This window comes from Gordonia sp. (in: high G+C Gram-positive bacteria) (assembly GCF_020438995.1).
Taxonomy (GTDB): domain Bacteria; phylum Actinomycetota; class Actinomycetes; order Mycobacteriales; family Mycobacteriaceae; genus Gordonia.
Genome location: NZ_JAGQTN010000239.1, coordinates 41,520 through 68,195 on the forward strand (window position 1 = coordinate 41,520; position 26,676 = coordinate 68,195).

Genomic DNA, 26,676 nt, shown 5'->3' on the forward strand with positions numbered 1-26,676 from the left:
TCAGCGGTCCGTGGACGGACCGGCAGGGAACGCGGCGTCGGCCGCATCGAGTGCACGGCTGAGCTCGGGCCCGATCACCTCGAGCGACTGCGGGTCGGCCATCCCGAGATGGTAGGTGTCGACGAGGACCTCGCGGATCTCCCCGGTGACAAAGGCACGCCACGCCTGTGCCAGCGCCCTCGGGTCACTCTTGTCCTGGGTTGCCACGAACAGCTGCACGTCACCGGTGTAATCCAGCGGACGGTACCCGCCCACCAGCGAGGGTGCCGTCTGGAAGCCCTCGACGACACGGTCGACCTCGTCGGCGGTGAGCAGTCCCAGCGAGGCGATCTGGTCACGGATCATCCCGATCAGATCCTCCTCAGAGCTGATCTGGGTGCTCTCGTCGAGATTGAACAGTTCGCGCCAGCCGCCGAGCAGATCGGCCGCGATCCCGGTGTCGGTGACCCCCGCAGCCTCCTCCTGCCCGGTGACGCCGTCGATGTCGCTCCCGGGCACGTCAGCCCCATCGCCGACGACAGCGTCCGTGCCGACAGCGGATTCATCGGCGCTCCCGGATTCATCGGCGCTCTGAGATTCATCATCGACGGGCAACAGCACCGCATCCATCACACCCAGGTATGCGACGGTGTCACCCTCGCGCTGCAACAACGCGACGACCGCATGGGCGATCGTGCCGCCGAGCGACCAGCCGAGGACATTGTACGGACCCGCCGGCTGGATCTGCTTCATCTCCTGGACATAACGCTCGGCCAGTTCCACCACGTCGGTCGCAGCCGGCTCGTCGGCCACGACGTGCGGGTCCTGCAGGCCGTAGATCGGTCTGTCAGCAAGATACGGCACGAAACCGCCGTAGAACCACGCCACACCACCGGCCGGATGGACGCAGAACAGCGGCCGTCGGCTCCCCTGGGTCCGCAGGACCAGCAGCACCCCGTTGTTGGCCCGCACCCCCGATTCGATCAGAGCCGCGACGGCCCGGACTGACGGATCGGAGAACAGCGAGGCGAGCCCCACATCGATGGTGAACTCCTTGCGGAGCCTGTCGACGACCCGCACCGCCGACAGCGAGTTGCCGCCGAGGTCGAAGAACGACGCCGCCGCCGACACCTGCTCGAGGCCGAGGACATCGGCGAAGATCGCGGCGACGATGTTCTCGTAGTGCCCTTCCGGCGCGACGTAGGCCTCCTGCAGCAACGTCGGATCGTGTGCCGGCAACGCGCGCCGGTCGATCTTGCCCGCGCTGTTGAGCGGCAACTCATCGAGTGTCATCCAGGCCGACGGAATCATGTACTCGGCCAGCGACGCACGTGCCGACGACGCGACGGCGGCAACGTCCGCTTCGGCAGGCGAGACGTAGCCGACCAGGTAGTCACCGCCGCCGGGCGCCTTGGCGACGATCACCGCCGCGTTCACCACACCCGGTGCCGCCGCGATCACCGCCTCGATCTCACCCAGCTCGACTCGCTGGCCCCGCAACTTCACCTGGAAGTCGGTGCGGCCGAGGTACTCCAGCACCCCGTCCGCGCGGCGCCGCACGAGGTCACCGGTCCGGTACAGGCGCTCACCCGACCCGAACGGATCAGCGACGAACCGCTCGGCCGTCAGATCCGGACGCGCGGCGTAACCCCGGGCCAGTTGCACCCCGCCCAGGTACAACTCGCCGACCACCCCGTCGGGAACACGATGCAGCCTGCCGTCGAGAACGTGCGAGGTGCTGTTCCACACCGGCACACCGATCGGCACCGACGAGTCGGTGGCGTCGGCGCGTTCGATGCTCTCGCAGGTGATCTCGACCGCGGCCTCGGTGGGACCGTACAAGTTGTAGAACAGGATGTCCGGCAACGCCGAACGCAGGTCGGCGGCCACCGCCGGCGGCACCGCCTCACCCGTCAGCGAGATGATCCGCACCGAGTCCATCCGGGAGATGCGCTCGACCCCGACGACGTCGACGAAGACCGCGAGCATCGACGGCACGAAGTGCACCATCGTCGCCCGGGTCCGCTCGACGATCTCGGCGACGTAGAGCGGCTCGATGTGGCCGCCCCCTTTGAGCACCACCATGCGGGCGCCGATCATCAACGGCGCGAACAACTCCGGCACCGACACGTCAAAGGTGTACGGCGTCTTGAGCACCACCGAATCCGACTCGTCGATGGGTAGTTCGTCCAGTCCCCACCACAACCGGTTGAGCACCGCGGCGTGCGAGAGTGTCACACCCTTCGGCTTGCCGGTGGATCCGGAGGTGAACAGGGTGTAGATCGCGTTGTCGGGCCGCAGCGGCGTGAGCCGGTCGGCATCGGTCACCGGCGCGACGGACAGGTCGGCCGGCCCCGAACAATCGACCACGACGGTGCGGGCATCGCCCACCTCCGGCGTACCCGCGGCACCGACCAGCACGAGTTCCACACCCGCGGTCTCCATCATGTACTGCACCCGGTCGGCCGGGGCGTCGGTGGCGATGGGCACGTACTGGCCGCCCGCGGCCACCACCGCGTGGATCGCGACGACCATCTCAATGCTGCGGTCGATGCTCACCCCGACGGCGGCATCGGTGCCGATCCCTGCCGAGATCAGCTCGCGGGCAAGCACACTGACCCGGGCCGAGAACTCGGCGTAGGACACCTCGCGTCCCTCGTACCACAGGGCAACCGCATCCGGATTGCTCGCGGCCCGGGCAGCGAGCACGCCGGGCAGCGACCCTTCCGGGATCGTCACGGCGCCGCCCGCCGATTCCCGCGCCACCTGCTTGGCATCGTCTGCGGACAGCCAGTCGATGTCGCCGACGGCTGTGGACGGCTGCGCGGTCAGCCCCTCGAGCACCCGGACGAAGGTTCCGGCGAACGCGTCGATCGTCGACGCGTCGAACAGGTCGACCGCGTAGACGATGCCGCCCTCCCAGGCCGACCCGTCCGGCGCCGAGGAGACGACGACGGACAGGTCGAGCTGCGCGGGAATCAGCGGCAGCGGCAGGGTGGCGATCGACAGCCCGGTCAGCGACATCTCCGCATCGGTGGCCGAAGCCCCCGGATCGAAGGAGAACATCACCTGCGCCAGCGGCGAGAACGCCTCCGACCGCACCGGATCGACCGCCTCAACGACCGATTCGAACGGTACGTCCGCGTGGGTGAATCCGGCCAGATCAACGCTGCGTATCTGATCGAGCAGCGTCGTGAACGAAGCCGAAGGATCGACCTCGGCGCGCAGGACGAGGGTGTTGACGAACATGCCCACCAGCGGTTCCAGGACACTGCGGCCCCGGCCGGCGATCGGGGTGGCCACCGCGATGTCGGTGCTCGCGCTCAGCCGTGCCAGCAGTACCGACAGTGCGGCGTGTACCACCATGAACGGTGTCGCACCACTGTCGCGGGCCAGGCGCTCGACGACCTGCCCGATGTGCGCCGGGATCTCGAACGACACACTGTCACCCCGGCGGGAGGCCACCTGGGGGCGCGGCCGGTCGGTGGGCAACTCGATCACCTCGGGCAACCCGGCGAGGTGCTCGCGCCAGTACGCGAGCTGCCTGCCGAGCACCGAGGTCTCCTCGCTCGCCGATCCGAGCACCTCGTGCTGCCAGATGGCGAAGTCGGCGAACTGCACCGCCAGCGGCTGCCACGCGGGTTCCTGTCCCGCCGACCGCGCCGTGTACGCGGTCACGATGTCCGAGAGCAGCGGCAGCATCGACTCGCCGTCGGCCGCGATGTGGTGTACCACCAGACCAAGCAGGTACTCGTCGCCGCTCACGTGCAGCAGACGCACGCGCAGCGGCCATTCGGAGCTGACGTCGAAGCCCGCCGACACCTCGGTGAGCAACTGTTCCTCGGTGTCCACGATCTGCCAGATGCCGCGCTGCCCGAACTCGGTGACATCGCAGATCCGTTGTCCCGGAACACCCTCAACGGTCGGGAAGACAGTCCGCAGCACCTGCTGGCGTTCGACGAGGTCGACGAGGGAGCGTTCGAGCGCACCGGTGTCGAGGTCACCGGTCAGCCTCAGGACGGCGGGCACGTTGTAGGTGGACTGCGTGGTGTCGTACTGGTTGATGAACCACATCCGCGCCTGCGCGAACGACAACGGGATCTGGTCGGGGCGGGGTTCGACCGCGACGATCGGCGCCAGGGTCGCGGCATTGCCGGACACCGCGGCGATCAGCTCACGCACCGACGGCGCGTCGAAGACCTCGCGCACCGACACCGCCACACCGAGCACCTCCGACGCCCGCGCCACCACCCGCGTCGCCGACAGCGAGTTGCCGCCGAGGTCGAAGAACGATGCCGTGACCGACACCTCGTCGACGTCGAGGATGTCGGCGTAGATCCGAGCGACCGCCGCTTCGGCATCGGTGGCCGGCGCCACGAACCGGTGCGCCTCGATCATCGGATCCGGCAGCGCCCGCTTGTCGAGCTTGCCGACCGGGGTCAGCGGCATCGTGTCGAGGACCGTCACCGAGGCTGGCACCATGTGGACCGGCATCCGCTGTGCGACAAATGCTTTCAGCTCTGCCACGTCGACGCTGCCGGCGTCGCCGACCACATAGGCGGCCAGCGCGGTCGCGTTCTGTCCGCCGACACCGATGACCACCGCCGAACTCACCTCGGGGTGGCTGTTGAGCACCGCCTCGATCTCGCCGAGCTCGATCCGCAGACCCCGCAGTTTCACCTGGTCGTCGTTGCGGCCGGAGTACTCCAGGACCGGCCTGCCCAGGTGGTCGTACCGCCAGCGCACCACGTCGCCGGTGCGGTACATCCGCTCGCCGGGCGCACCGTATGGGTTGGCCACGAACCTGTCCGCGGTCACGTCGGGCCGGTGCAGGTAGCCACGGGCCAGCGGGCATCCGGCGATGTACAGTTCGCCGGACACGCCCACCGGGACCGGGCCGAGCAGCGCGTCGAGAACCATCAGGTCGGCGCCGGCGATCGGCCCGCCGAGGTCCACCAGGTCGCCCGGGCGCATCGCGTCGGTGATGGTGACACCCACCGTCGCCTCCGTCGGCCCGTACAGGTTGTGCATCGGCCAGCGCGATGCCCACTCGTCGACGAGCAGCTGACTGATGGCCTCGCCGCCGACGTAGATACGGTTCGGCGTCCTCAACGTGCCGGGGTCGAGGGTCGCGAGCACGGTGGGCGTGAGTCCGACCAGCGTGATGCCCTGTCCGTTGATGAAGTCCTGCAGCACCTCACCGCCGAGCGCGTCCTGCGGTCGGTACACCAGGGTGCCGCCGGTCATCGTCGCCATCATGTACTCGAACACCGACGCGTCGAAGCTCGGCGTCGCAAAGCCCAGCACCCGCGCGCCTTCGGGCACCTCGGCCCGCCGGACCTCCTCTGTTCCCAGATTCAGCAGACCGGAGTGGGTGACCGCGACGCCCTTGGGCTTTCCGGTGGAACCCGAGGTGTAGATGACGTAGGCGATGTTGGTCTCCCGGACCGGGGAGACGAGCTCGCCCGGCGCGATCGTCGCCGCGCTCTGTGCGGCGATCTCTCCGGCGATGCCCGGTTCGTCCAGCCGGGCCCAGGTCGCCGCACCGGTGACGGGGAATTCCCCGACAGCGGTGGTGCTCAGCCCCAGGATTGCGGCCGAATCCTCGATCATGTGCGCGACCCGATCGGCCGGATAGTCCGGGTCGACCGCGACGTAGCCGGCACCGGTCTTGGCCACCGCCCAGATCGCCGTCAGGCCCTGCACCGAGCGCGGGATCGCCAGTGCCACCAGGTCGTCGGCACCGACCCCGTAGCGACCGAGCAACCACCGCGCCAACCTGTTGGACCGCTCATCGAGCTCACGGTAGGTCAGCGTGATGCCGTCACCGGTGACCGCTGGGCGATCACCCCAGCGAGCCGCCGCATCGCTGAGCAGCTCGCCCAGCACCTTGGGTCCGGTCTTCGGGCCGCCGTTGACCACACCCAGCTCACCGGCGAGCCGGATCCCGCCCAGCGGGCGGTCCGTGTCCGCAAGGCCCTCATCGAGGATCCGCAGCAGGCTCTCGGCGAACACGTCCATGGTCGACTCGTCGAACAGGTCGGTCGCGTAGATGATGGATCCGGTCCAGTCGCCCGCGTCGGCCGGGGAGACGGCCACTAGGATGTCCAGGCGCGCGGGAAAGACCTCGGTCGGCATCGGCGTGATGGTCAGACCGGAGTCGGCTCCGGCCGCGGTGATCGACTCCCCGCCCTCATAATCGGCGATACCCGACTTCTCGAATGTCAGTGACACCTGCGAGAACGGTGCGAAGGCCCCGGACCGTGTCGCGTCCGAGGCGTCGACGACGGTGTCGAAGGGGACGTCACTGTGCGCGAACGCATCCAGGTCGGCCGTCCGCACCTGCGCCAGCAGTTCACGCATGCCGGAGCCGAGGTCCACTCGGGTCCGCAGGATGAGGGTGTTGACGAACATGCCGACCAGTCGGTCGAGTGCCTGCTGGCCGCGACCGGCGACCGGGGTGGCGATGGCGATGTCGTCAGTGGCCGACAGCCGGGAGATCAGCGCCGCCAGCGCCGCCTGCACGACCATGAACCGGGTGACACCGAACTCCGTTGCAGCGGCGTCGATCCGATCGGCGATGCCCGACGGCACACCGAAGGTGGTGTAGGCGCCCCGTTCGCTTGCCCGCGGCGGGCGCGGACGGTCGGTCGGGATCTCGACGAGATCAGGCAATCCGGCCAGCGCCGTGCGCCAGTAGGACAGCTGCCGGCTGGCGATCGACTCCGGGTTGTCGGGCGAGCCCAGAACCTCGTGCTGCCAGATCGAGAAGTCCGCGAACTGCACCGGCAACTCGGCGGGGTCGCTGATGCCGGGGGATGTCTCGGCCAGGTATGCCGTCGCCAGGTCTGCGAAGAGCGGCGGAACCGACTCTCCGTCGGCGCTGATGTGGTGCACGACCAGGCCGAGCACCCATTCGCCCGCGCCGTCGGAAGCGGTGGCACCTCCCGTGATCCGCACGCGCACAGGCCATTGCGATGACACGTCGAACCCTCTGGTGAGTTCGGCCCACAGGTCCTCGACCGTGTCGACGGCAGCCCAGTCGAGGGTCTCCTCGACGTCGTCGGCGTCCGAGATCACCTGGTACGGAACACCGTCCACGGCGGGATAGGTGGTGCGCAGGGACTCGTGACGCACCACCAGGTCGACCACCGAGCGGCGCAGCGCCGACAGCTCGAGATGCCCGGTGAGCTTGACCACGAGCGGGATGTTGTACGTGGACGCGTCGGGTTCGAGCTGGTTGATGAACCACATGCGCTGTTGGGCAAAGGCCAGCGGGATCCGCGCCGGCCTCTCCTGCGCCGGCGTGATCGGCGGGAGCATCCCGTCGTTGCCGGATGTCGCCGCGATCAGTCCCCGCACCGACGGTGCCTCGAACACGTCGCGGACCGACACCTTGACGCCGAGCACGTCCGACGCGCGGGCCGCCAGGCGCATCGCCGACAGCGAGTTGCCGCCGAGCGCGAAGAACGAGTCGGTGACGCCGACCCGGTCGTGGCCGAGCAGACCTGCCACCACCGCCGCGAGCAACTCCTCGTCCGCCCCGTCCGGTGCGACGAATTCGTCACCGGCACCGGCGAAGTCGGGAGCAGGCAGGGCGCGGCGATCGAGCTTGCCTGCAGCGCTGAGCGGCACCTCGTCGAGCAGGACCCACGACGTGGGCACCATGTACTCGGGAACCTTTTGTGCCACAACACTCTTCACGGCGTCCACCGGAACGTCGGCCGGGACGAGATAGCCGACCAGATGTTCGGCACCCGATCCGGTCTTCACCACCGCGGCCGCCGCGTGCACCACACCGGGCACCTGCGCCAGCACCGCCTCGACCTCACCGAGCTCCAGCCGCTGACCACGCAGTTTCACCTGAAAGTCGGTACGGCCCAGGTACTCGATCACACCGGCGCCATTCCACTTCACCAGGTCGCCGGTCCGGTACAGCCGGGCACCCGCCGCACCATACGGATCGGCCACGAAACGCTCAGCGGTCAGTCTCGACTGCCCCGCATAACCGCGGGCCACCTGCACACCACCCAGATACAACTCGCCCGGCACGCCCGGCGGCACCGGACGCAACCGCGAGTCCAGCACCAGCGTGGACGTATTCGGCACCGGCACACCGATCGGGATGACGGTGTCACCACGGCCGACCTCATACGCGGTGACATCGACCGCCGCCTCGGTGGGCCCGTACAGGTTCACCAGCCGCACCGCCGGCAACGCCGACAACAACACCTGCGACGGCGGCACCGTCAACGCCTCACCCGAGGTGAACACCACCCGCAGACTCGTCAGCCCCGCCAGCCGCTCGTCACCGAGCGCGTCGACGTACGCCGCCAGCATCGACGGCACGAAGTGCATCACCGAGATCTGCCGTTGCCCGATCAGTTCGGCCAGGTAGTCGGCATCGCCGTGCCGGCCCGGTTCGGCGACCACGAGTTCTGCGCCGATCATGAACGGCAGGAACAACTCCCACACCGACACATCGAACGTGATCGGTGTCTTTTGCACAAAGGTGTCCGCACGGCCCAGGCCGTACCAGTCCCGCATCCATTCCAGCCGGTTCATCAGCGCCCGATGCGACACCGTCACGCCCTTCGGGCGGCCGGTCGAACCCGACGTGAACAGCGTGTACGCCGCATCATCGCGCGACAGCGAAGCGATGCGATCGGCATCGGTCACCGGAGCGACCGTCAAGTCCGCGGCACCCTCACAGGTGACGACCAGGGTGCGGACATTCTCGGCTCGCGCGGTTTCGAGGCTCGTACCTCGCACCTCAACCAACGAGTCGGTCACTCCCCCTACACCGCTCGACGAGTGGGCCGCTGCCCCTCCGCCGGTTGAGGTGCGAGGAGCGTCAGCGACGAGCCTCGAAACCACGTGAGATTCCGCATCGGCGACCAACACCAGAGACACACCGGCCGTCTCCAGCATGTACCGCACCCGATCGGCGGGTGCGTCGGTGGCGATCGGCACATACTGCCCACCCGCGGCCACGACCGCATGGATCGCCACCAGCAGTTCCACCGAGCGGTCGATGGCCACGCCCACGGCCACATTCGGACCGACACCCTGCGAGATCAATTCGCGGGCAAGAGCATTGACCCGCGCACCGAACTCGGCATAAGACACACCACGCCCACCGAACCACAGCGCGGACCCGCGCCGCGACCGCGCGGTCTGCGCCGAGACGAGGTCGACGACCGACTCACCCGGCAGGACGACATCGGTGCCGCGCGAACGCGTGAGCGCACCGTCGATGACCTCGCCCGGAACCCAGGCCACATCTCCGACCGGCAGTGTGGGCCGCGCCGTCAGTCCGTCGAGGATCCGAACCAGCCTGTCGGCGAACACGGCGACGGTCGATTCGTCGAACAGATCCGTCGCCGAGATGATCGTGCCCGCCCAGTCCTGGCCGGCGGGTGCCGACGACACGATGAACGACAGGTCGAGCTGCGCCGGCACCACCGGCGCGGCCACGGGCGCGATGGACAGTCCGGCGACGGCCACCTCGGCCTCTGCCACCGACGCACCCGGATCGAACGACAGCATGACCTGCGCCAGCGGCGAGAAGGCCTCGGAGCGAACCGGATCGACGGCCTCGACCACCGCCTCGAACGGGATGTCGGCGTGCGAGAACGCGTCGAGATCGGCGCTCTTGGCCTGCTCGAGGATCTCGGTGAACGGCGCCGCGGCCGCGACGCGGGTGCGCAGCACGAGGGTGTTGACGAACATGCCGACGAGCGGATCGAGGGCGCTCTGTCCCCGGCCGGCCACCGGAGTCGCCACAGCGATGTCATCGGAGGCGCTCAGCCTGGCCAACAGCACCGACAGCGCCGCGTGCACCACCATGAACGGTGTGACACCGGCCTCACGGGCGACGGCGTCGATCCGCTCCCCGACCGCCGCCGGGATACCGAACGACGTGCGCTGTCCCCGGTAGGACGCGACCGGCGGGCGCGGCCGGTCCGACGGCAACTCCAGCACGTCCGGCAGATCGGCGAGTTGTTCGCGCCAGTAGCCTAGCTGCCGCGACAGCGCCGACGACGGGTCGTCCGGCGCTCCGAGCACCTCACGCTGCCAGATCGTGTAGTCGGCGTACTGCACCGCTAGCGGGGCGAACGCCGGGTCGGTGCCCGCCGCCCGGGCCGAGTACGCGGTCACCAGGTCAGTCACCAGCGGGAGCTGGGACTCACCGTCGGCCGCGATGTGGTGGGTGATGACCGCGAGCAGGTGCTCGCCGCCGGCCGTGCGGCACAATCGCACCCGCACCGGCCACTGCGCAGCAACATCGAACCCCGTCGCGGCGTCGGTGAAAAGCTCGGCCTCGGAGTCTGTTTCGCGCCAGATCCCGCGCCTGTCGAACTCCTCGACAGCACCGATCAGCTGCCTGGGCACCCCGTCGACGGCGGGGAACGAGGTTCGCAGGATCTCGTGCCGCGCGAGCACGTCGATGACGGCCGCACGCAACGCGGCGACGTCGAGTTCACCGGTGAGCCGCAGCACGGCGGGCACGTTGTAGGTGATCGCCGTGGTGTCGAACTGGTTGATGAACCACATGCGCTGCTGCGCGTAGGACAACGGGACCGGTTCGGGGCGCGGCGAGATCGCGGTGACGGGTGTCACCGCGGCGGTGTGGCCCGACACAGCGGCGATCAGGGCCCGGACGGACGGCGCCTCGAAGACGTCGCGCACCGACACCTCGACACCGAGGACGGCACCGGCGCGGGCGGCCAGCCGCATCGCCGACAGCGAGTTGCCACCGAGGTCGAAGAACGATGCCGCCACCGAAACCTGTGGCAGGCCCAGCAGATCCGCGAACACACCGGCGACGGCCGTCTCGGTGCCGGTCTCCGGTGCCACGTACTCGTCGAGGGCGCCGAAATCCGGGTCGGGCAGGGCTTTCCGGTCGATCTTGCCCGAGGCGTTCAGCGGCAGCTCGTCGAGAACAACCCACACCGTCGGCACCATGAAAGGCGGAAGCGATTGCGCGACATGCTCTTGCACGTCGTCGAGAGCCAGCGACGCCGGCGAGACATAGCCCACCAGGTGCTGGGCACCGCCGTCGGCGACGGCCACCGCGGCGGCGGAATGCAACACACCCGGAGCCGCGTCGAGCGCGGCCTCGACCTCACCGAGCTCGAGCCGCTGACCGCGGAGCTTGACCTGGAAGTCGGTGCGCCCCAGGAAGTCCAGCTCACCGCCGGACGTCCGGCGGACCAGGTCGCCGGTGCGGTACATACGCGTACCCGGTGCGGCGGCGAAGGGATCGGCGAGGAACCGTTCGGCCGTGAGGCCGACCCGCGAGGCATAGCCCCGGGCGACCTGATCGCCGCCGATGTACAGCTCACCCGGCATGCCGGGCGGCACCGGCCGCAGCCGGTCGTCGAGCACGTAGGTGCGGTTACCGCGGGCGGAGCCGCCGATGTTGACCGTGGGCGCCTGCGGGTCGATGACCTTGCGGGTGGAGTAGATGGTGGTCTCGGTGGGTCCGTACTGGTTACGCAGGCGCACCTGCGGCCAGGCGCGTACGGCCTGCGCCGCCAGCGCGGGCGGCACCGTCTCGCCGCCGATACCCACGTCCCGCAAGGTCGAGGCCCAACTCGCGTCGGCAGCGAACTCATCGAGCATGACCGACAGCATCGAGGTGACGAAGAACGCGGTGGTGATGCGGTGCCGGGTCACGAGGCGGGCGATGACCTGCGGGTCGCGGTACTCGTCCTGACCGACCAGCACCAAGGTGCCACCGGCCAGGACCGGGCGCAGCAGTTCGAGCACGAACGGGTCGAAGGTGTAGGCCAGTTCCTGCAGGAACACGTCGGAGGCGGCGAAACCGTTCTCGGCTCCGTCGGAACCGAGAAGTGTCAGGAATGCCTCGTGGGTCACCGTGACGCCCTTGGGACGTCCGGTGGAGCCGGAGGTGAAGATCGTGTACAGCGCGTTGCCCGCACGCAGCGGTCCACGCCGCCGGGCATCGGTCACCGCATCCACGGCAGATCCGACCGGGGACGAGCAGTCCACGGTCACGGTCCGCACGCCGGGCTGGGCGAACGTCGAACCCGCGCCGACGAGCACGATGTCCGCACCCGAGGTCTCCAGGACATAGCGCACCCGGTCCGACGGTGCCTCGACGTCGACGGGCACGAAGTGGCCGCCGGCGACGATCACCGCGTGGAGGGCGACGACCATCTCGATGCTGCGCGGAACCCGGACGGCGACGGCTGTCTCGGGCCCGACGCCCATCGCGATGAGCTCGGCGGCCAGGGTGTTGACGCGGGCGCCGAGTTCGCCGTAGGTGACCTCACGATCGTCCAGCACCAGCGCGCGTCCGTCGGGATTGCCGGTGAACTGTGCGGCGAGCAGATCGGCGACGGTCCCCGACGGACGCTGCGGTTCGCCGCCGTCGGCGAACTCCAGCGCGGCGGCGGCACTGTCGGCGGAGGTGAGCGCGATGTCGGCGATCAGTGCCGCCGGGTCGGTGGCGATGGCGCGGACGATCTCGGCGAGCGCCGAGATGAACACCCGCACCTGCGCTTCGGTGAACGCGGTGGGCAGGTAGTGCAGCCGCAGCCTGAGCGCATCACCGGCGGGCGAGGTGCCCATATTGAGCGGGTAGTGCGTGGAGTCGCTGAATCCCGCGGAGGTGATCGCCAGACCCTCACCCCCGGAACCGGTTTCGGCAGCATCCGGGTCGCCGGTGTCCGCCGGTGCCGCCGAGGTCAGCGAATCGGCGTCCACGGGGTACGACTCGTGGACCACGAGGGTGTCGAATCCGACGCCCACGCCCGCGGCGGAGCTGATCTCGGGCAGGCTCAGATGCTGGTAGTCGAGCACCTTGATCTTGTCGGCCTGCAGCGCGGCCAGCGCATCGGCAATGGTGGCCTCGGGGTTAACGTCGACCGCGACGGGCAGCGTGTTGATGAACAGGCCCACCATCGATTCGACGCCGGGGAGGTCAGCGGGCCTGCCGGACACGGTCTCGCCGAAAGTGACCACCCGGTCGCCGGTGAGCCGAGACAGGAACACCGCCCACGCGAACTGCAGTGCGGTGGCCAGGGTGGCACCGCTCGCACGCGCCGCGGCCTCCAGCCCAGCCACCAGATCCGGCGTCAACTGCGTTCTGATGTCTTGTGGCAGCACTTCTTTCGAGGCGGTGTAGCCGGGTGCGACGAGCGTCGGACCGACGACCGGTGCCAGCACCTGCCGCCACGCCGCCTCACCGGTGGACTTCTCGCGCGACCAGATCAGGTCCAGGTAGTCACCGAAGTCGTGACCGGCCGCTCCGGTACGGGTGTAGGTCTCGCCCGTCGCGTACAGCGCGAGAATGTCGGCCATCACCAGCGGACCGGACCAGCCGTCGAGGATCAGATGGTGGTTGGTGGCCACGAGCGTCGACGAATTGCCGTGCGTGGCAAGGACGAATCGCAGTAGCGGCGGTGCGGACAAATCGAAGGGCAGCACCCGCTGTTCGGCGGCGATCGCCTCCACCCGGGCGTGTACCTCGTCGGCGCCGAGGTCGCCGAGGTCGACCTCGGTCCACGGCAGCTCCACATGTTCGGGTACCACCGTGACCACCGCACCGCTGGGTGCGGTCACGAATCCCGAACGCAACACCCGGTGGTGGGTGAGTAGCGCCTGCGCGGCTTCGCGAAGCCGGGCGGCGTCGATGCCGGCGAGTTCCACAACCGCCTGTGCCACATACACATCCACCGCACCGGCGGTGCCGGCGGCGAGTTCGGACTGGAAGAACAGCCCCTGCTGCAATGGTGCGGGCGGCCAGATCGCGGCACCGGGGAACCGCCCGGTGATCACGTCCAGGTCGTGCTGGGTCAGGTCGGTGCCCGGAATGTCGGACGGTGACGGCCCGGGTTCATTGCCCGCGGCGACGAACTCGACGATCCCGGACAGCTCGGAGGTCCACCGGTCGGCGAGATCACGAACCTCATCCTCGGTGAACAGCGCGGACGGGAACGACACGGTCGCGCTCAGCCGGCCCAGGCCGTCGACCGATGCGTTGATACTCAGCGGCGCGCCGACGATCATCCGCCCGGCGGGCAGCGCCGAGAGGCCGGGTGCGCCGGCCCTGCTGAACGGCAACGGTGCGTTCTGTTGCGGCTCTTCATCCGGCTTCTCAGATACGGCAGCACCTTTCGCGGTTCGTCCGCCTGCGCCGAGATAGTTGAAGATGATCGGCGGCAGGGGCCGATCGGCCACTTCGCCGGGCAACCCGTACCGCAGGAATCCGAACCCGGCGCCCGAGTCGGGCTGTCCGAGGCGTTCCTCCTTGGCCGCCTTGACCGCGTGCACGACGTCGGTGCCGGGCTCCACGCGTATCGGGGCGATCGAGGTGAACCAGCCGACCGATCGCGACAGGTCGGCGCGGACCGCGCCGGGTGCGGTGGCCAGCACCTCCTCGTACCTGCCGTGGCCTTCGACGAGGACGGTGAGAGCATCGTCGGACCCACCGGTCCGGTCGGTCTGCCACGAGCGGACAGCACGGGCGAGGGCACCGAGGAGTGCGTCGTTCACGTGACCGCCGAACGCTTCGGGCACCGCGGTGACCAGCGATTCGGTCAGCTCCGGATCAATATGGTGCACAAAGGAAATCGCGGTGTTCTCCCGGTCCCGATCGCGATCGATCGCGGGGAACCGGGTGTGTTCGGGCAGCCGGGCGAGCCAGTACGCCTCCGCGGCGCCATCGGTGCGGGTCGTCATGCGGGCACTGAGCGCGCTCATCCAGGCCCGCTCGGAGGTGCCGACGGCCCGCAGATGGTAGGGATGCCCCGCGCTGCGCTGGGCCCAGGCCACGATCAGGTCCTCGATGATCGCCTGCCAGGACACCGCGTCCACACCGAGGTGGTGGATCACCACCACGACGCGGCCGGCTCCGGCGGGGTCCCTGACGAGCGCCGCGCGGACCAGCCCACCGGCGGCCGGATCGAGTTGTGCGGCGGCCGCGGCGTGAGCACGGACCAGGTCCGCATCGAAACCCTCTGTGTCCACGGCGAATTCGGAGGTCAGCGCGGACACCGCGGCTACAGCGTCGAATCCGGTGCCCGCGGTCAGCTCATACCTGGCCGAGGGCGTGAGTTCGAGCCGGGCGGTGAGCATCGGGTGGTGATCGACGACCACTCCGAGCACTTCGGCGAGTGCTTCGACGCTCAGCCCATCGGGTGCGGTGAGGACGGCCGACTGGTTGAAGTCGGCGAAATCCTCCGGCTCCGATGACTGCTCGACCATCATCGATACGGTTGGTGGCAGTGGAATACGGCCGGCACCGCCGCCATCCGGTTCGGCCAGCGGTGGCAGCTGTGCGCTCTCGTCGGTCATCGCCCGTGCGATGGCGCGAACCGTACGGTGCACGAAGATCTCCCGCGGCGACAGCGCAAAACCCGACGCCCGCATCGCCGAGGCCAACTGGATCGACATGATCGAGTCGCCGCCGAGCGCGAAGAACGACTCGGTGACCGACACGCGTTCGACGTGCAACAGCCCGGCGATCACCGAGGCCAGCAGCTCTTCGACCGCCCCGAGCGGCGCGACATACGCCGAGGCCGCACCGAAGTCGGGTGCGGGCAACGCTTTCCGGTCGACCTTGCCGGAACTGTTCAGCGGAATCTCGGCGAGCTCATTCCATACGGTCGGCACCATGAATGCCGCAAGCTTTTCCGACGCAACGGTCTTGACGGCTTCCATATCGAGTGACGAGCCGGACACGTAGGCCACCAGGTGCTGGGCACCGGTCTCCGTCGATGCGACGGCGGCCGCCGCGTACCGCACGCCCGGGGCACTCACCAGGACCGTCTCGATCTCACCTAGTTCGATCCGCTGGCCGCGCAGTTTGATCTGGAAGTCCTTGCGGCCCAAGTATTCCAGCAATCCACCAGACCACCGGACGGTGTCGCCGGTGCGGTACAGCCGGGAACCGGCGGGGCCGAACGGATCGGCGACGAAACGTTCGGCGGTGGTCACGGTCTGCGAGCTGTAACCACGCGCCACCTGATCGCCGCCGAGATACAGTTCACCCGCGACACCGTCGGGCACCAGCCCGAGCCGGTCGTCGAGAACGTAGGCCCGGATACCGGCGACGGGTTTGCCGATGGCGATCCGGCCGGTTGCCGGGTCGTAGTCGTGGATCGTCGAGTAGATGGTGGTCTCGGTGGGCCCGTACTGATTGTGCAGCCCGGCCGACGGCCATGCGGACGCCACGGCGGCGGCCACAGCGGGCGGTACCGCCTCGCCACCGGTCGACACCTTCGCCAGTGTCGCCGACCACTCGGTGTGACTGCCGAGGGTCTCGATCATCGCCGCCAGCATCACCGGGGCGATCATCGCCGCGGTCACCCGGTGCGTCGCGATGATGTCGGCGATCGCCTGCGGGTCACGGTTGGTACCCGGTGCGAGCATGATCAGTGGCGCGCCGAGCAGCGCCGGGCGCATGAACTCCAGCACAGCCGGGTCGAAGGTGTACTCGAGCATCTGCACGAACACGTCGTCGGCGGTAAGACCGTAGTGGTCACGATCGGCGTTGACCTGCGCGAGCAATGCCCGCTGGGAGACGGTCACGCCCTTGGGGCGACCCGTCGAACCCGAGGTGAACAAGGTGTATGCGGCGTTCTCGGGTGTGAGCGTGCCGAGCCGCTCGGAGTCCGCGATCTGCCGGATGTCCGCACCGGTTCCGGCCAGTTGCGTGCAGTCGATGACGAGGGTCTCGATCCCCGGAATCCGCTTTCGGTCGACGTCGTCGGAGAGCATCAGCGACACCGCCGCGGTATCACAGATGTACGCAGCGCGATCTTCCGGCGCGTCGGGTGCAACCGGAACGAACTGCCCGCCGGCAACGAGCACCGCATGGATGGCCACCGCCATCTCCACTCCCCGGCCGAAGCTCAGACCGACCGCGGTGTCCGGTCCGACCCCGGCCGAGATGAGTTGCCGGGCAGTTGTATTCACGTATGCGGCGAACTCGCCGTAAGTCACCGTCCGGTCGCCGAACACTACGGCCGTCCGTTCGGGCGCAGTGGCGGTCAGCGCCGATGCGAGCGCCGCGGCGACGGTGCCCGCCGCGGTGTCCGCAGGGGGACCGGCCGAGTCGGCAAGCACCTGTTCGCGCTCTCCGTCGCCGAGCAGATCGACGTCGCCGACCGCCCGCCCGGGATCGTCGGTGACGGCATCGAGCAGCCGGATCAGCCGACCGAGCATCGAGGACACCGTGGGCTCGTCGAACAGGTCGGTGGCGTAGGTGGCCATCGCCGACCATGGCTCACCCGCCGGGCCCGAGGTGACGACGACGGTCATGTCCTGATGTGCGGGCACCAGCGGTGCTGCGATGGGGGCGACCCGCAGGTCATCGACGGTCACGTCGGCGCCGTCGACGGACGCACCGGGGTTGAACGACAACGCGATCTGGGCCAGCGGTGCGAATGCCTCCGACCGCACCGGGTCAAGCGCGTCGACGACGGTCTCGAAGGGCACGTCGGAGTTGGCGAACGCTTCGAGGTCGGTGGTGCGGACCCGTTCGAGCAGCGCGTCGAACGTCTCACCACTGACGATGCGGGTGCGCAGCACCAGCGAGTTGACGAACATGCCGACGAGCGGGTCGAGGGCTTCGTCACCGCGGCCCGCGATGGGGGAGCCGACGGCGATGTCATCGGTGTCGCTGAGCCGGGCCAGCAGCACCGCCAGCGCGGCGTGCACCACCATGAACGGGGTGATGCCGCGTTCGGCGGCCACGGCGGTGATCCGCTCCCCCACCTCGGCCGGGATGGTCAGTGACGTGCGCGCACCCACATGGGAGGCCACCGCGGGCCGGCGCCGGTCCGCGGGCAGTTCCAGGACGTCGGGAACGTCGGCCAATTGTTCACGCCAGTAATCCAATTGGCGACCGACCACCGACTGCGGGTCGTCGGCCGACCCGAGCACGTCGTGCTGCCAGATCGCGAAGTCTGCGAACTGGACCGGCAGCGGCGACCACTGCGGCACCGCACCCGCGGTGCGTGCCCGATAGGCGGTGACGACGTCGGAGACCAGCGGGAGCAAAGACTCGCCGTCGACGGCGATGTGGTGGGTGACCACCGCGAACAGATACTCAGGCTCGGCGCCGTCGGTGGTCGGCCACAGCATCGCCCGCAGCGGCCAGTCGCCTGCGACATCGAATCCGGTTGCTGCCGAGGCCATCAGCTCTGCCTCGGAAGCTGCGATCCGCCAGATGCCGCGATCGTCGAATTCGGCGATATCGCCGATCAGCTGCCGGGGGCCGTCGCCCGGTCGCCCGTCTTGGCTGTCGGGGAACGAGGTGCGCAGGACTTCGTGTCGCGCCACTGTGTCGACGACGGCCTGCCGCAGGGCGTCGACGTCGAGGGCGCCGGTCAGGCGCAGGATCGCGGGCACGTTGTAGGTGGGCAGACTCGGATCGAACTGGTTGATGAACCACATCCGCTGCTGTGCGAACGACAGCGGGATCCGGTCCGGGCGCGGGTCGGCCGCCGACACCGGTACCAGCGCCGCCGAATGTCCGGCGACGGCGGCGATGAGTTCGCGCACGCTCGGCGCCTCGAACACGTCCCGCAGGGTTACCTCGACACCCAGCGCGGCCGCTGCGCGGGCGGCAACCCTGGTGGCCGACAACGAGTTTCCGCCGGCATCGAAGAACGACGTGGACACCGACACCTCGTCGGTGCCAACACCGAGGATGTCGGCGAAGACCTCGGCGACGGCCTGCTCCTCTGACGTCTGTGGAGCGACGTACTCCCCTACCGCGATGACCGGTTCGGGCAGTGCGCGTTTGTCGAGTTTGCCGATCGGGGTGAGCGGGAACTCGTCGAGGACCATGATCGAGGCCGGGATCATGTATTCCGGAAGACGTTCTCCGGCAAAGGACTTCAATTCATCAACATCGATCTCGACACCCTTGTCGGCGACGACGTACGCGGCCAGCGCCGTGGCGACCGACCCGCCGACACCGATCACCACCGCAGAGTGCACCGACGGGTGGGCGGTGAGCACCGACTCGATCTCGCCGAGTTCGATACGCAGACCACGCAGCTTCACCTGGTCATCCGAGCGACCGGCGTATTCCAGTTCGGGTGTGCCGTCGGCACCACGGCGCAGGCGCACCAGGTCGCCGGTCTTGTACATGAGGTCGCCGGGATTGCAGTGTGGGTTGGCTACGAAGGCACCTACGGTGAGCGCCGGGCGGCGCAGGTAGCCGCGGGCCATCCCATAACCGGTGATGTACAGGTCGCCGACCGCACCCACGGGGGACGGACGCAGCCGTGCGTCGAGGACCATCAGCCCCGTGCCGGTGAACGCGTCGCCGAGCACCACTGGCGCCCCGACGGATAGCGGTTTCGAGATGGTCACGGCGACAGTGGTTTCGGTGGGACCGTACAGGTTCTGAAACCTGCGGAACGGTGCCCACGAGTCCTTGAGCGACTGCGGCACCGCCTCGCCGCCCACGTACACCATCCGGAGTGCGGGCAACGTCGCCGGATCGAGGGTGGCCAGCACCGTCGGGGTCAGGAAGAGATGAGAGACGGCCTGCCGGGACATGAAGCCCTGCAACATCTCCGCACCCACGGCGTCGGCCGGTCGGTAGACGAGCACGCCACCGGCGGTGAGCGCCATCATGTACTCGAGCACCGACGCGTCGAAACTCGGGGACGCGAATCCGAGGACCCGCGAGTACTCGTCGGCACTCGCCCGGTCGACCAGTTCGCGTCCCAGATTGGCCAGGCCCCAATGGGTCACGGCCACACCCTTGGGGTGGCCCGTCGACCCGGACGTGAAGATGATGTAGGCCAGATTGTCGGGCCGGACCGGACGCAACCGGTCAGTGTCGGTGACCGCGTCGCCGTCGAGTGAGGCGACCTGCGCCTCGACGGCCGGGTCGTCGAGCACCACATAGTCGATGCCCGCGTCGGCCACATCGGTATCGGCCGACACCGTCAGGCACAGTGCCGCAGCCGAATCGGCGATGAACGCCTGGCGCCGGTCGGCCGGATAGTCGGGGTCGACGGGCACATACCCGGCGCCGGCCTTGGCGACGGCGGCGATGGTGACCAGCAGCCGCACCGAGCGGCGCATCGAGACGGCTACAAGGTCCTCGGCACCGATCCCGCGGCCGATCAGCCAGCGCGCCAGCCGGTTCGATTGTTCGTCGAGCTGGGTGTAGGTGAGCGCGGCGCCAGTGGCGTCGATCACCGCCTGCCGCGGACCCCACGTCTGCGCGGCCCGGGCGAACAGGTCACCGAGTGGCAGCGGGTCGACACCCTGACCACCGGTGAGCACGTACTCGGCGTCGACGATCTGCCGCCCCACCGGAGCAACCGCGTTCACCAGCGGCTGTGGGCGGGTCAGTACGCTTGCGCCCGAACCGAGTTCGATGTCGCCGACGGCGATGTCCGGGTTGTCGAGAACGGCGTCGAGGATTGCGAGCAATTGGTCGGCGAAGATACGCACCGTCGACTCGTCGAACAGGTCGGTCGCGTAGACCATCGACGAATACCACGGTCCGTCGTCGGCCTGCCCGACGCCCACCAGCAGATCCACCTTGGCCGGAAGTTCGTCGGTGCCGACAGCCGAAACCTTCAGTCCCGCAATCTCACCCGCCGCCGCATCGGCATCTGCGAGCTCGGGCAGCACGGATCGGTTCAGACTCAGCCACACCTGCGACAGCGGCGAGAAGGCCTGCGAGCGAACGGCTCCCACCGCGTCCACGATCGTCTCGAACGGTACGTCGGCGTTGGCGACGGCGTCGAGATCGGTGGTGCGGGTGCGGTCGACGAATTCGGCGAACGACAGCGACCCGTCGACGCGGGTACGCAGGATCAAGGTGTTGACGAACATGCCGACCAGCGGATCGAGGACACGCTGTCCACGGCCCGCGACCGGGGTGCCGATGGCGATATCGTCGGTGGCGGCCAGGCGTGCCAGCAGCACGGCCAGCGCGCTGTGCACCACCATGAACGGGGTGGCCCCCGCCTGTGCCGCGTAATCGGCGATGCGCCGGCCGGTCTCGGCGGGAATGTCGAAATCGAGTGCGGCGCCACGGCCACCGGCCACCGCCGGACGCGGCCGGTCGGCGGGCAGGTCGATCACATCGGGCAGGCCGGCGAGCTGACCGCGCCAGTAGTCGAGCTGACGGCCCACCACCGACTCCGGGTCATCCGGCGAACCCAGCACCTCGTGCTGCCAGATCGCGTAGTCGGCGAATTGCACTTCCAGCGGGGCGAATTCGGGGGCTCGATCTGCGGTATGCGCGCTGTAGGCGGTCACCATGTCGGTGATCAACGGTGTTCGGGATTCACCGTCGTAGGCGATGTGGTGGGTGACGACGGCGAGCACGTACTCGCCTGCCCCGTCGGCTGAGCCGAGTTCGAGTACTCGCGCGCGGATCGGCCAATGTTTGGTCACGTCGAATCCGGCACCGATGGCCTCGGCGAATTCCTCGGGGTCGTCGACGACATCCCAGTCGAGTTTGGCGCCGATCGTCGATGCCCGGCCGATCTTCTGGTAGGGCACCCCGTCGACGGCGGGGAAGCTCGTGCGCAGGATCTCATGGCGCGCAACCACACCCACGAGCGCGGCATACAGGGCGTCGATGTCGAGGTCGCCGGTCAGCTTGAGCACGGTCGGCTGGTTGTAGGCGGCCGAGCCGGTGTTCATCTGGTTGAGGAACCACATGCGCTGCTGCGCGAACGACAGCGGGATCTGCGCGGGCCGTGGGTCGACGGCGACGATCGGCGCGAGCGCGGCGTCGTTGCCGGCGACGGCCTGGGCGAGCCCGCGGATCGTCGGGGCATCGAAGATCTCGCGCACCGACACCTCCATACCCAGCGCCTCGCTCGCCCGGGCCGCAAGCCGCATCGCGGCCAGTGAGTTGCCGCCGAGATCGAAGAACGACTCGGTGACCCCGACCCGGTCGAGGCCGAGCAGATCGGCATACACGGCAGCGAGTGCGTGCTCCGTATCGGATTCGGGTGCAACGTATTCGGTGGCGACGATCTGCAGGTCCGGGGCGGGCAGGGCACGCCGGTCGAGTTTACCCGACGAGTTGAACGGCACAGTCTCCAGCAGCACCCACACCGTGGGCACCATGTAGGCCGGCAAGGCCGCGGCGGCGGCGGCCTTCACCGCGTCGAGATCGACGGCCGCCGGCGCCAGGTATCCCACCAGCGATTCGGCGCCGGTGTCCGAGGTGGCGACGGTGGCCGCGGCGTGCACCACACCCGGTGCCGCCGCGAGCACGGCCTCGATCTCGCCCAGTTCGAGCCGCTGGCCGCGCAGCTTGACCTGAAAGTCGCTGCGGCCCAGGTACTCCGCCTCGCCGTTGAAGTTCCATCTGGCGAGGTCGCCGGTGCGGTACAGCCGACCGCCCGGGGTGCGAGGGTCGGCGACGAAACGCTCGGCCGTCAGCCGTGGCGCCGACGCGTACCCCCGGGCCACCTGCACGCCACCGAGATACAGTTCACCCCGTACACCGGGCGGAGTCGGCCGCAGTCGGGAGTCGAGCACCGTCATCGTGACACCGGGACCCGGAACACCCAGCGGCACAACCACATCGTCGGGTTCGACCAGACGGTTGCTCGCGTCGATCGCGGCCTCGGTGGGTCCGTACTTGTTGACCAGCACGACGTCGGGCAACAGTCGGTATACAGCGGAGACGGAGGCCGCCGGCAACGCCTCGCCGCCGGCCCAGATGCGCCGTAGCGCGGGCAGCCGCCGCGGCCGGGCCTCCAGCGATTCGATGAACACCGCCAACATCGACGGCACGAAATGCACGTCCGTCACACCCTGGGCCTCGATCAATTCCAGCAGGTACGCCAGGTCGCGGTGGCCGCCGGGTTCGGCGATCACCACCGCTGACCCGCGGGTCAGCGGAACCAGGATCTCCAGGCCGGAGGCGTCGAACGTGTAGGGCGTCTTGGCGAGCACCACCTGTCCGGTTCCGGGCCCGTCGGCGTCGAACCAGCCGAGCAGGTTCACCAGTGCCGCGTGTGGGAGCGTCACGCCCTTCGGCGTGCCGGTCGACCCGGAGGTGAACAACGTGTAGATGGCGGACTCCGGACGCAACGGAGCCCGACGCTCAGTGTCGGCGACCGGCGGCGCGGTCAGGTCGGCTGTGCCCGAGCAGTCGACGACGCAGGTCGGCATGCCGTCCGGCACAGCCACGGGTGCGGTGTCATCGGCGACGAGGATCAGGCCGACCCCCGCGGTCTGTGTCATGGAGCGCATGCGGTCGGCCGGTGTGTCGGTGTCGATGGGCACGTACTGGCCGCCGGCCGCGATGACGGCGTGGATGGCCACGAACATCTCCACGGAGCGGTCGATGACCACGCCGACCGCGGTCTCGGGACCGACGCCCTGCGAGATCAGTTCACGTGCAAGGACATTCACCCGTGCACCGAATTCGGCGTAGGACACCGAGCGGTCACCGAACACCAACGCGGTCTCGCCGGCGCGCGTCTGCACCTGGGCTGCCACCATGTCTGAGACGGTCGCGAAGCGGACGTCGAGTGCCGGCCCGGCCGAGGCGGCCAGAATTTCACGCTCGCCGGCGGCGTCGAGCACGGCGACATCGCCCACGGCGATCGCGGGATCGGCGGTCACGCCGTCGAGAACGCGCACGAACTGCTCACCGAGCACGCGGGCCGTCGCCTTGTCGAACAGGTCGGTGGCGTACACCAGCGTCAGCGACCACGCCGCGCCGCCGGCACCGGAGTGGACCACGACCGACAGATCCGAGTGTGCGGGCACCACCGGTGCGGGGACGGGGGCGAACGCGACCCCGGAGATCTCGACGTCGGCGGTCTCGGCCGAGGCCCCGGGATCGAACGACAGGACCACCTGCGCCAGAGGCGAAAAGGCTTCGGAGCGAATCGGGTCCACGGCCTCGACAACGGATTCGAACGGTATGTCGGCGTGCGCGAAGGCATCGAGGTCGGTGGCGCGGACCTGTTCGAGCAGCCCACTGAACGGCATCGCCGGATCGACCTGCGCCCGCAGCACGAGGGAGTTGACGAACATGCCGATCAGCGGGTCGAGGATGTCCTGACCGCGGCCGGACGTGGGCGTGGACACGGTGATGTCGGAGGTCGCGCTCAGCCGCGACAAGAGCGCGGCGAGTGCGGCGTGCAGCACCATGAACGGTGTCGCCCCGAACTGCGCGGCCAGGGATTCGACGCGGACGCCGAGACCGTCGGGCAGGTCCACGTCGATCGCCGCGCCGCGATGCGATGCCTGCGGGGGCCGCGGCCGGTCCGCCGGCAGTTCCAGCACATCGGGTACGCCGGCGAGTTGTTTGCGCCAGTAGTCGACCTGCCTGCCGATGACCGAGTCCGGCTCCTCGGGAGTGCCGAGCACCTCATGCTGCCAGATCGCAAAGTCCGCAAATTGTATTGCCAGCGGCTCGAATTCGGGTTCACTACCGGCGACCCGGGCGGCGTAGGCAGTGGTCAGGTCCACCAGCAACGGCAGCAATGACTCGCCGTCGACGGCGATGTGGTGCACGACGACGGCCAGAATATGATCATTGGCCGCGGTCTCCAGGATGCACACACGCAACGACCACTGCCGGGTCACGTCGAAGCCTTCGGCGACTGCCGCCTCGAGTTCGGCGAGGTCGTCGACGATGTCCCAGTCGAGTTTGGCGCCGATCGTCGAGGCACGGCCGATGCGCTGATACGGAACGCCGTCATGTGCGGGGAACGTCGTACGGAGGACCTCGTGCCGGGCCACCACGTCGACGACGGCCTCCCGCAGCGCGTCGAGGTCGAGATCGCCGGTCACGCGCAGGACGGTGGGAATGTTGTAGGTCGCGTTCGAGCGGTCGAACCGGTTGATGAACCACATCCGCTGCTGCGCGAAAGAGAGCGGAATGTGTTCGGGCCGTGAGTCGGCGGCGACGATCGGGGCAAGCGCCTCGGTGTTGCCGGAGACGAACGCGATGAGCTCACGTACCGAAGGCGCTTCGAAGACATCCTTGACGGATACGTCGACGCCGAGTGCGCGACCCGCCCGGGCGGCCAGTTTGGTGGCGGCGAGCGAGTTGCCGCCGAGGTCGAAGAACGATTCGGTGACCGACACCTCGTCGGTGCCGAGCAGCCCGGCGTAGATCTCGGCGATCTGGCGTTCGGTGTCGGTTTCGGGTGCGACGTAGTCGCGTTTGGCCAGTTGCGGCGCGGGCAGTCGGCGCCGGTTCACCTTGCCGGACTTGTTGAGCGGCATCTTGGGGATCGGCATCCACACCGTGGGCCGCATGTATTCGGGCAACACCCGGGCGACCGTGTCCTTGGCCACGTCGAGATCGATGTCGGCCGGCGACAGGTACGCCACCAGATGGTCACCGCCGGCCACCTTGGCGACGGCCGCGGCGGCGGTCACCACCCCTGGCACCGACGCAAGCACGGCCTCGACCTCGCCGAGTTCGAGGCGCTGACCGCGCAGCTTCACCTGGAAGTCGCTGCGGCCCAGGTATTCGATGTTGCCGCTGGTGTTCCAGCGGGCCAGGTCGCCGGTGCGGTACAGGCGTGATCCCGGCGCGCCGAACGGATCGGCGACGAACCGGTCGGCGGTAAGGTCGGTGCGGCCGGCGTATCCGCGGGCGAGCTGGATGCCGCCGAGGTATAGGTCCCCGGGCACCCCCGGCGGCACCATCTGCATCAGCCGGTCGAGGATGACGGTGGTGGTGTTGGTGACGGGACGGCCGATCGGGATGGCGACGTCGCCGCGCTGCACCTCGTAGGCGGTGACGTCGACGGCGGCCTCCGTGGGCCCGTACAGGTTGACCAGTCGCAGTGCAGGCAACGCCGACAGCATCGCTTGGGCGGGGCCGGTGGTGAGTGCCTCGCCGGAGGTGAACACGAACCGCAGCGATTCGAGCGTCGGAAGTTCGTCCTCCATGACGTCGACGAACGCCGACAGCATCGACGGCACGAAGTGCACGACGGTGACCTGTTCGGCGGTGATCGTCGCGGTCAGGTAGGGGGCGTCGCCGTGCCTGTCGGCCTCGGCCACGACCAGCGTGGCGCCGAGCAGGGTGGGCAGGAACAGTTCCCACACCGACACGTCGAACGTCGTCGGGGTCTTCTGCAGGAAGACGTCGTCGCCGGTGAGCCCGTACCAGTCGCTCATCCAGCCGAGCCGGTTGACGAGCGCCTCGTGAGTGATCGTCACGCCCTTGGGGCGGCCCGTCGACCCGGACGTGAACAGCGTATAGGCGGCCGTGCCAGGCAGGATCGGCGACAGCCGTTCGGCGTCGGTGACCGGCGGCGCCGACAGGTCCACATCGGCCGACGCGTCGACTTCCAGGACGTCGATCCCGTCACCGAGGCCGTCGAGTGCCTCGGGTGCGGTTCCGGCGGCGATCAGCACGCACCGGGCGCCGGCGATGTCGAGCATGTAGCGGGTGCGGTCGACGGGCGAGTCGGTGTCCAGCGGCACATAGTTGCCCCCGGCGGCGACGATCGCGTGGATGGCGACCAGCATCTCCACCGACCGGTCGATGCAGACCCCGACGGCGGCGTCGGGGCCCACACCGCGCGAGATCAGTATCCGCGCCAGGACCGCCACTCGTGCCGAGAACTCCTGATAGCCGACACGTCGGCCATCGAACGCCAACGCCACACGATCCGGATCTGCCCCGCGATCTGTGTCTGCCCCACGATATGGATCAGCGCTGGTCAGGATGAACTCAGCCAC

At 68.9% G+C, this 26,676-nt stretch carries 1 protein-coding gene; it reads right to left on the bottom strand.

Features of this window, described 5'->3' with window-relative positions; all coding sequences use genetic code 11:
- Positions 1 to 26,676, bottom strand: a complete 26,676-nt coding sequence (locus tag KDB67_RS16875; RefSeq protein WP_291018006.1) for a non-ribosomal peptide synthase/polyketide synthase — start codon at positions 26,674 to 26,676, stop codon at positions 1 to 3.